Source organism: Kitasatospora nipponensis (genome assembly GCF_039528135.1).
GTDB classification, from domain to species: Bacteria; Actinomycetota; Actinomycetes; order Streptomycetales; family Streptomycetaceae; genus Kitasatospora; species Kitasatospora nipponensis.
Map to the genome: position 1 here is coordinate 3,857 of NZ_BAAALF010000229.1, position 7,596 is coordinate 11,452.

Here is a 7,596-nt window from a genome sequence, read left to right on the forward strand (position 1 = left end):
GCCCCGTCGGACGTCCGACGGGGCACCAGGCGTTGCGGGTGGTGCGCGCAGGGGGGCAGGCGGTGGCCGCCGGGGGAGCGGACCGGTTCAGGCCGCGGTCACCAGGGCACGGCGCGGGGCGATCACCCGGCCGTCGGGGAGCAGCTCGCCGGTGTCCTCGAAGAGCAGGACCCCGTTGCAGAGCAGGCTCCAGCCCTGCTCGGGGTGGCGGGCGACCGGCACGGCGGCCTCACGGTCGGCGGAGTCGGCCGAGGGGCACTCAGGTCGGTGCTGGCACATCGTTGTACCTCGCTTCGCTCACGATCCACGCCCCCCGCAGCGGCACCGGGCCGGACCGGGTCGGGCCCCGGCTCCGGAACACCTCGACGGTGGTCGGATCCTGTCCGTCCGGCCCAGGTGTGAACCGGCACGTCTGTGGGTAGGACAGGTGGTCCTTCCACGCTGGTTCCCAGTGTCGACGTCCGGTGGCCGTCCCGCAGCAGTTTGGTGACATGCGCCACAACTCCAGGGCAGAGATCACCCATTCAGATGGCCGCAGCGGGCCCGCGCGTCCGACCGGGCCAGGCGCCGGTGGCCCGGTCGGGGCAGGCGTGAGTAGCCCGACAGGGTGATGCCCCCTCCGCCGGGTGGCGAAGGGGGCGGGACGAACGGTTCCCCGGCGGGTCAGAAGGCCGGGACGGCGGCCAGCGGGGCGCCGCCGGGCGGTGCGGCGACGGCGGTGGGGTGCGCGGCCGACGGGGTGCCGGTCCGCCGCACCAGCAGGGCGAGCAGTTCGCGCGCCGGGTGGGCGCGGTGCGCGGTGACGCCGAGCGGGGCGGGGGCGAGCGGGATCAGCAGGTCGTCGGCGGGATCGCCCTCCGGACCGTGCAGCCACAGCGCGGTGGCGTAGTGCCCGGGCATCGACAGCAGCCGGGCCTGCCGGGCGCCCGGCAGCTCCTGGGCCAGCTGCCAGGCCTGGGCCAGCGCCCGCACGGTGGAGTCCAGGTAGGGGCCGGCCGCGAAGTGCGCGAAGGTGTGGCCCTCGGTGGACCTCGTCACCTCGGCCGCCGCCACCACCTGGCCACCGCTCTTGATCAGGAACCGCCAGCCCGTCCGCGGCGCCGCGGCCAGCCCGCGCACGGTCGCCGTCCCCGGCGGCAGCTGATGCACGGCCAGCGGATGGGAGGGCAGCAACGGGCCGGCGGGACTGCGCAGCGCCGCTGCCCCGGGCTGGCGCAGGGCGCTCTCCGAGGTCAGAGCGGCCAGAACGGCGCGCAGGGCGCTGGGCGGGGGCTGGGGCGTTTGCAAGGTCATGGCGGGTCGCCTCTCCGTGCGAGATCGGCGTGCGAAGGCGGCATACCGGCGTGGCGCGACAAGGCCGGGTCCGGTTGGGCGTGATCGCGTGGCTGGGCGCGTGAGTGGACTTCGCGGTCAGCAAGGGGGAGCCGCTCCGGCTCGGGGGTCGGGGCGGCGTGCAGCGCGGAGTCTACTCGAACAAGTGCGCAGGGTGACCTGTTTATCACCTTCCGTCGTGCCCGGCAAGTCGGGAACGGCTTGAGAAATCGTCAGATCCCGTGTGTCCCAAGGCATTCGTGGCCTTCGGGTATCGATCTTCCGGGTGGGCATGATGCTTGGCACGGTGGCACGGCCTAAGGGGGCATCTGTGGGCGAAAAGGTCATAGCGACCAGGGCGGACCTGTCGGACCGCCAGCAGTACCGACGCAAGCTGCAGTCCTGTCTGGAGGCACTGGAGCGGATGCTGCGGGACGGGCGCTTCGACCGGCCCCGGGCGGTGCTGGGACTGGAGATCGAGCTCAACCTGGCCGACGAGCAGGGCCAGCCGGTGATGGTCAACGACCAGGTGCTCGCCGCGATCGGCTCCGCCGACTTCCAGACCGAGCTCGGACAGTTCAACATCGAGGTCAACATCGCCCCGCACCGGCTGACCGGGCACGTCTTCGAGGAGTTGCGCGAGGAGATCGACACCGGGCTGCGGTACGCCGACCGGCGGGCGGCCGAGGCGGGCGCGCGGATCGTCATGGTGGGGGTGCTGCCGACGCTGGGCCTGGAGCACACCGGCCTGGACTCGATGTCCCACAACAACCGCTACAGCCTGTTGAGCGACCAGATCATGGCCGCCCGGGGCGAGGACATCGCGCTGGACATCGAGGGCGTGGAACACCTGGTCCTGGACTCGGTGACGATGGTGGCCGAGGCCGCGGCCACCTCGCTGCAACTGCACCTGCAGGTCACCCCGGACCGCTTCGCACCGGTCTGGAACGCCGCCCAGGCGATCTCCGCCGTGCAGGTCGCGCTCGGCGCCAACTCGCCGTTCCTGTTCGGGCGCGAGCTCTGGCGGGAGACCAGGCCGGTGCTCTTCCAGCAGGCCTGTGACACCCGTTCGGCCGAGCTCAAGGCACAGGGAGTGCGCCCCATCACCTGGTTCGGGGAGCGCTGGGTGGACTCCGCGCTGGAACTGTTCGCCGAGAACCTGCGGTACTTCCCGGCGCTGCTGCCGATCTGCGACGACGAGGACCCGGTCAAGGTGCTGGCCTCCGGCGGGATCCCCCGGCTCGCCGAGATGCGACTGCACAACGGCACCATCTACCGCTGGAACCGCCCGGTCTACGACGTCTGCGACGGCGTGCCGCACCTGCGGGTGGAGAACCGCTGCCTGCCGGCCGGCCCGACGGTGGCCGACACGCTGGCCAACGCCGCCTTCTACTACGGGCTGGTGCGGGCGCTGGCCGAGCAGCCGCGGCCGATCTGGAACCGGCTGCCGTTCGCCCGGGCGGACCAGAACTTCCACACCGCGGCCCGCTACGGCATCGACGCCGCCGTGCACTGGCCGCGCCAGGGGCGCGCGGTGCGCGGCGGGCTGACCGAGGTGCCGGTGGTCGACCTGGTGCTGGGCGAGCTGCTGCCGCTGGCCCACCAGGGACTCGACGAGTGGGGCGTGCAGGCGGCCGACCGGGACCGCTACCTGGGGATCATCGAACAGCGCTGCCTGCGCCGCACCAACGGCGCCGCCTGGCAGGCCGCCACCGTGCACCAGCTGCGGGAGCGCTACGGCATGGACCGGGCCACCGCGCTGGCCACCATGACCCGCCGGTACATGGAGCTGAGCCGCGCGGGCGAGCCGGTGCACACCTGGCCGGTGGGCTGACCGGGGCGGCCGGTCGGGGTCACCGACCGAGGTCCCCGACCGGGATCGCCGGTCGGGTCCGTCCGCCTCCTCGTGGTGCCCGGGGTGCGCTCATGGCGGTATGACAGGATGATCCGCCATGACGCTCGCACCGCCCACGCAGCCCGACCACGTCCTGCCGCCCGGCTCGCCCGCGCGGCGGCTGCTCGGCGCGGAACTGCTGATCGTCCTGGGCCTGTCGCTGGGCGCGAGCGGGGTCGGCGCGGTGATCAGCTTCACCGACTCGCTCACCCAGCAGAAGTCGCTCACCCAGCAGGTGGCGCCGCTGAACTCCTCGCTCGCCCCCGGCCGCCCCTGGATCGACCTGGCCTGGCAGCTCTACTACATCGCCCGCGGGCTGATGCCGGTGGTGCTGGTCGGCTACCTGCTGGTGCGCGAGCACACCTCGCTGCGGGTGCTCGGCTTCGACCTGCGCCGCAAGCTCTCCGACCTGGGCCGGGGCGCGGCGGTGGCGGCCGTGATCGGCGGCAGCGGCCTCGCGCTCTACCTGGGCTCGCGGGCGGCCGGCTACAACCTGACGGTGGTGCCCTCCGGCCTGCCGCACGTCTGGTGGCGGATCCCGGTGCTGATCGCCTCGGCCTGCCAGAACGCGGTGCTGGAGGAGGTGGTCGTCCTCGGCTACCTGATCCGCCGGCTGGACCAGCGCGGCTGGAGCGGGCCCGCGGTCCTGGTCACCAGCGCGGCGGTGCGCGGCTCGTACCACCTGTACCAGGGGGTCGGCGGGCTGGTCGGCAACATGGTGATGGGCGCCGTCTTCGTCCTGCTGTACCGCCGCTGGGGCCGGGTGATGCCGCTGGTCGCCGCGCACGCGCTGATCGACACGGTGGCCTTCGTCGGCTACGCGCTGCTGGCCGGGCACGTCGGCTGGCTGCCGACGGGCTGACGGCGGCCGGGTGGGTCGGGTGGGCCGGGGGACGACTGACGGCGCTGACCGGGTGCCGGCGCGTCACGGGGTGCTGTGCAGGACCCCGTCCAGGACGGTGACGGCGTGTCCCGAGAGCAGCACCCGCCGCCCGCCGGCCGGCGAGCCCTCGGCGGGCGCCTCGTCCGGGCCGCGCAGCGCGCAGCGCACCAGGCCGCCGCGCGCCGAGGCCTGGTAGCCGGTCAACTCGGTGCGCCCCAACCGCTCGGCCCAGAACGGCGCGAGCGCGGTGTGCGCGCTGCCGGTGACCGGGTCCTCGGCCACCCCGGCGGCGGGCGCGAAGTAGCGCGAGACGAAGTCGTAGCCCTCGCCGGGGGATTCGGCCGGCGCGGTGACCACCACGCCGCGGGCCCGCTGGTGGGTGATGCCCGCCAGGTCGGGCGCCAGGCCCCGTACGGCGTGCTCGCTGCGCAGTTCGACCAGCAGGACGTCCAGCGCGCCGGTGGAGCGGCAGCCGAGCACCGGTGAGCCGAGCGTCTCGGCCAGGCCCGGCGGTACCTCGGCCGGCACCAGGTCGGCGGCGGGGAAGTCCAGGCTGATCATCGCGTCCGGGCCGGCCGTGGCGGTCAGCACGCCGCTCAGCGAGCTGAACCGGACCGGTCCGTCGCCGGCCAGGCCCTGGGTGCGCAGCGCGTGGGTGGCGGCGAGCGTGCCGTGCCCGCAGAGCGGGACCTCGGTCATCGGGGTGAACCAGCGCAGGGCCCACTGGGCCGGCCCGCCGGGGGCCAGCGGACGGACGAAGGCCGTCTCGGAGAGGTTCATCTCGCGCGCCACCTGCCGCATCCACGCCTCCGCGGGCCACTCACCGGCCGGCAGCAGGCAGACGGCGGCGGGGTTGCCGGAGAACGGGCGGTCGGTGAAGGCGTCGATGATCGAGATCCGCATGAGCCGAGCCTAGAGCCTGTCGATCACCGGTCGGCAGGGCCAATTCCCGGTCGGTGGACCGCATGGGCAGGTGGGTCGGGTGCAGCGGACGGCGGTGGGGTACAGCGGACGGCGGTGGGGCGCGGCCGAGTGCCGTGCCCCACCGCCGGAGTCACTAGGCCGGGCTGCCCGCCGTCTCGCGGACCTCCGCGTACGGCGCGATCTTGCGCAGCGACTCGATGTTCTTCAGCAGCGATTCCCTCGTCTCGTGCGCGTCGCCGACCACGACGACCGCGCCGTTGCTGGCCTTGAGCCGGAACCGGTGCATGCCGCTCTCGTCGGTGTAGAGCTCGAACTTCCCTGCCATGGAGATTCACCTCTCGGGTTTGGGTCGCACCCCCTGACAGGAACGTAGGACGGCTCCCGGGGCGCCGCACGCCGAACGGTCCGTCAGGGGAGGGGGTCGGGAGGCGGTGCGCCGGGGGCCGGCGGTGGTGTTCACCAGGCCTTTTCGCGCTCCTGCGCGCTCTCGGGGGTGACGCGCTGTCCGGGAGCGAGCCGCCGCGCCCAACCGCGGCACCGGCTGCCGCCGACGGCGTGGACGTACGGCTCGTCGGTGGTCAGCTGTCGGCGGCGAGGCGGTTCAGCCACTCCGTCAGCAGGTGCTGTTCGGCGCTGCTGAGGTTCGTCTGCTCGGGGAGTGCGGCGCGCAGGGCGCGGGCGGCGCCGGCCGGGCCCGGGTGCTGGACGGCCGGCTCCTGGTTGGTGACGGCGGTGACCATGGATTCCCGCAGGGTGGTCAGCAGGGCCGGGTCGCGCCGGGCCCGGGGCAGTGAGAGCCAGGTGAGCACCGCGCCGCGCGCCGTGGCGTGGATGATCTGGGCCGCGAGATCCTCGTCGACGCGGAGCCAGCCCCCTGCGGCCAGGCGCCGGATGCGGCCCATCAGGATCTGCATGCCGGCCTCGAAGGCGGCCGAGTCGGTCCTGCTGGGCTCGGTGTACATCAGGGTGAACAGCGCGGGATTGGCCAGACCGAACTCGACCGCGACGTCCCAGCCGGATCTCAGGTCCTCGATGGGGTCCTTCGGGTCGGGGTCCACGTGCTTGGTGGCGAGGAACGCGGTGAAGCCGTGCTCGGCCACCGCGTCGAGCAGTCCGTCCTTGTCGCCGAACAGCCGGTAGATGGCCGGTGGCTGCAGGCCCGCGGCGTCGGCGACCGCGCGGGTGGTGACCGCGTCGCGACCCCCGCGGGTCAGCAGGCCGATGGCGGCCTCGACGACCCGCTGCCGGGTCTGCTCCCGGACCGGGGGTGCGGCGTCGGAGGTCGCGGCCGCGTCGGCGCCGTCCGTGGCGGGTGAAGGCGATGGCATGAACCAACGATATCGCAAGGCCGATTCCATCGTTAATATCAGTGGTACCGTCTGAGTGATTCCACTGGAAGCACATCGTCGCGCCACGGGAGCACACCATGATCATCGTGACCGGAGCCACCGGACAGCTGGGACGTCGGATCGTCGAGCGGCTGCTCGATCGAGTGCCGGCCGACCGGGTCGGCGTCAGCGTCCGCGACCCGCACAGGGCGCGGACGTTCGCCGACCGCGGCGTCCGGGTGAGGCAGGGCAGCTTCACCGACGCCGCCGGCCTCGCCCACGCCTTCGAGGGCGCCTCGCAGGTCCTCCTCGTCTCCGTCGACGCGATGGGCGAGGAGTGCGTGCGGCAGCACCGCACCGCGATCGAAGCGGCCGTGGCGGCCGGCGCCCGCCGCATCCTCTACACCAGCCAGATGGGGGCGAGCCCGACCTCGCACTTCCAGGCGTGCCGCGACCACGCGGCCACCGAGGAGGCGCTGCGCGCCTGCGGCGTGCCGTTCACCTCGCTGCGCAACGGCTTCTACGCCAGCAGCGCGGCACACTTCGTCGGTGACGCGGCCACCTCCGGGCGGCTCGTGCTCCCCGCGGACGGGCCGGTCGCCTGGACCGCGCACGCCGACCTCGCGGAGGCGACCGCAGCCATCCTGGCCGACGAAGGCTGCTTCGAGGGCCCCACGCCGCCGCTGACGGGGGGACAGGCGCTCACCTTCGAGGACGTCGCGGCCGTGGTCACCGAGGTCACGGGCCGCAGCACGAGGAGGATCACCGCCTCCGACGAGCAGTTCCGCGGGCACCTGGTGGACCAGGGTGTCCCCGCGGTGACGGCGGACCGGTTGGTCGGCATCTTCGCCGCCAGCCGCGCCGGCGAGTTCGCCACGGTCGATCCGACGCTCGCCGCCCTGCTCGGCCGGGCACCCGTCTCCCTCGGCACGGTGCTGCGCGAGCACGTGTCCGAGGGGTGATCCGCGAGGGCCGCCGCACGCCGATGTGAGGGCGCAGGTGATCGTGCGCGGTCCGTGGCACGACGAGCCGGGCCGGTGGGACGGCCCCGCCCGTTCCTGCGAGTGGGGTCGCCGAAGGCGGGTAGGCGGCGGGGTGGGCCCCGACGGGTCCGTCGAGTGCGGTGCGCCTCAGGGGGAACGGCGCTTCGCTCGGCGCACCACCAGCCACGGCAGGACCAGCCAGCACGTCGCGAACCAAACCAGCACGCCGCCCGCGACGGCCCAGGCGGCGGTCGTGGACCCGGTCGCCACGTG

The 7,596-nt window shown here is 73.8% G+C and carries 8 protein-coding genes; 3 read left to right on the forward strand and 5 right to left on the reverse strand.

Features of this window, described 5'->3' with window-relative positions; genetic code table 11:
- Positions 1 to 87 precede the first annotated feature (87 nt).
- Positions 88 to 279, reverse strand: a complete 192-nt coding sequence (locus ABD323_RS35955) for a DUF5999 family protein (RefSeq protein WP_344446295.1) — start codon at positions 277 to 279, stop codon at positions 88 to 90.
- Positions 280 to 663: 384 nt separating this feature from the next.
- Positions 664 to 1,293: a hypothetical protein gene (locus ABD323_RS35960; RefSeq protein ID WP_344446296.1), complete on the reverse strand. Its 630-nt coding sequence runs from the start codon at positions 1,291 to 1,293 to the stop codon at positions 664 to 666.
- 349 nt (positions 1,294 to 1,642) lie between these two features.
- On the opposite strand from ABD323_RS35960, the gene ABD323_RS35965 reads away from it, so the two are divergent.
- Positions 1,643 to 3,145 (forward strand): glutamate-cysteine ligase family protein, encoded by a 1,503-nt coding sequence (locus ABD323_RS35965; protein ID WP_344446297.1) that lies wholly within the window; start codon positions 1,643 to 1,645, stop codon positions 3,143 to 3,145.
- 118 nt (positions 3,146 to 3,263) lie between these two features.
- Positions 3,264 to 4,067: a CPBP family intramembrane glutamic endopeptidase gene (locus ABD323_RS35970; RefSeq protein ID WP_344446298.1), complete on the forward strand. Its 804-nt coding sequence runs from the start codon at positions 3,264 to 3,266 to the stop codon at positions 4,065 to 4,067.
- Between the two features lie 63 nt (positions 4,068 to 4,130).
- Here the strand turns inward: ABD323_RS35970 and ABD323_RS35975 are convergent, their stop codons facing one another.
- The 3 genes from ABD323_RS35975 to ABD323_RS35985 form a co-directional block, all read right to left on the reverse strand.
- Positions 4,131 to 4,991 carry a PhzF family phenazine biosynthesis protein gene (locus ABD323_RS35975; RefSeq protein ID WP_344446299.1) on the reverse strand — a complete coding sequence of 287 codons (861 nt, stop codon included), beginning with the start codon at positions 4,989 to 4,991 and terminating at the stop codon, positions 4,131 to 4,133.
- A gap of 154 nt (positions 4,992 to 5,145) precedes the next feature.
- Entirely contained in the window at positions 5,146 to 5,337 is a 192-nt protein-coding gene (locus tag ABD323_RS35980; RefSeq protein ID WP_344446300.1) for a YegP family protein, read from the reverse strand.
- Positions 5,338 to 5,590: 253 nt separating this feature from the next.
- Positions 5,591 to 6,340: a TetR/AcrR family transcriptional regulator gene (locus tag ABD323_RS35985; RefSeq protein ID WP_344446301.1), complete on the reverse strand. Its 750-nt coding sequence runs from the start codon at positions 6,338 to 6,340 to the stop codon at positions 5,591 to 5,593.
- Between the two features lie 98 nt (positions 6,341 to 6,438).
- Here ABD323_RS35985 and ABD323_RS35990 point away from each other — a divergent pair, with 98 nt between their 5' ends.
- Positions 6,439 to 7,302, forward strand: coding sequence for an SDR family oxidoreductase (locus tag ABD323_RS35990; RefSeq protein WP_344446302.1), 864 nt, complete (start codon positions 6,439 to 6,441; stop codon positions 7,300 to 7,302).
- Positions 7,303 to 7,596: the final 294 nt, after the last annotated feature.

Excerpts from the sequence above, each read along its gene's own strand:
- ABD323_RS35955 (WP_344446295.1), bottom strand. The coding sequence starts at position 279 with ATGTGCCAGCACCGACCTGAGTGCCCCTCGGCCGACTCCGCCGACCGT.
- ABD323_RS35960 (WP_344446296.1), bottom strand. The coding sequence starts at position 1,293 with ATGACCTTGCAAACGCCCCAGCCCCCGCCCAGCGCCCTGCGCGCCGTT.
- ABD323_RS35970 (WP_344446298.1), top strand. The coding sequence starts at position 3,264 with ATGACGCTCGCACCGCCCACGCAGCCCGACCACGTCCTGCCGCCCGGC.
- ABD323_RS35975 (WP_344446299.1), bottom strand. The coding sequence starts at position 4,991 with ATGCGGATCTCGATCATCGACGCCTTCACCGACCGCCCGTTCTCCGGC.
- ABD323_RS35980 (WP_344446300.1), bottom strand. The coding sequence starts at position 5,337 with ATGGCAGGGAAGTTCGAGCTCTACACCGACGAGAGCGGCATGCACCGG.
- ABD323_RS35985 (WP_344446301.1), bottom strand. The coding sequence starts at position 6,340 with ATGCCATCGCCTTCACCCGCCACGGACGGCGCCGACGCGGCCGCGACC.
- ABD323_RS35990 (WP_344446302.1), top strand. The coding sequence starts at position 6,439 with ATGATCATCGTGACCGGAGCCACCGGACAGCTGGGACGTCGGATCGTC.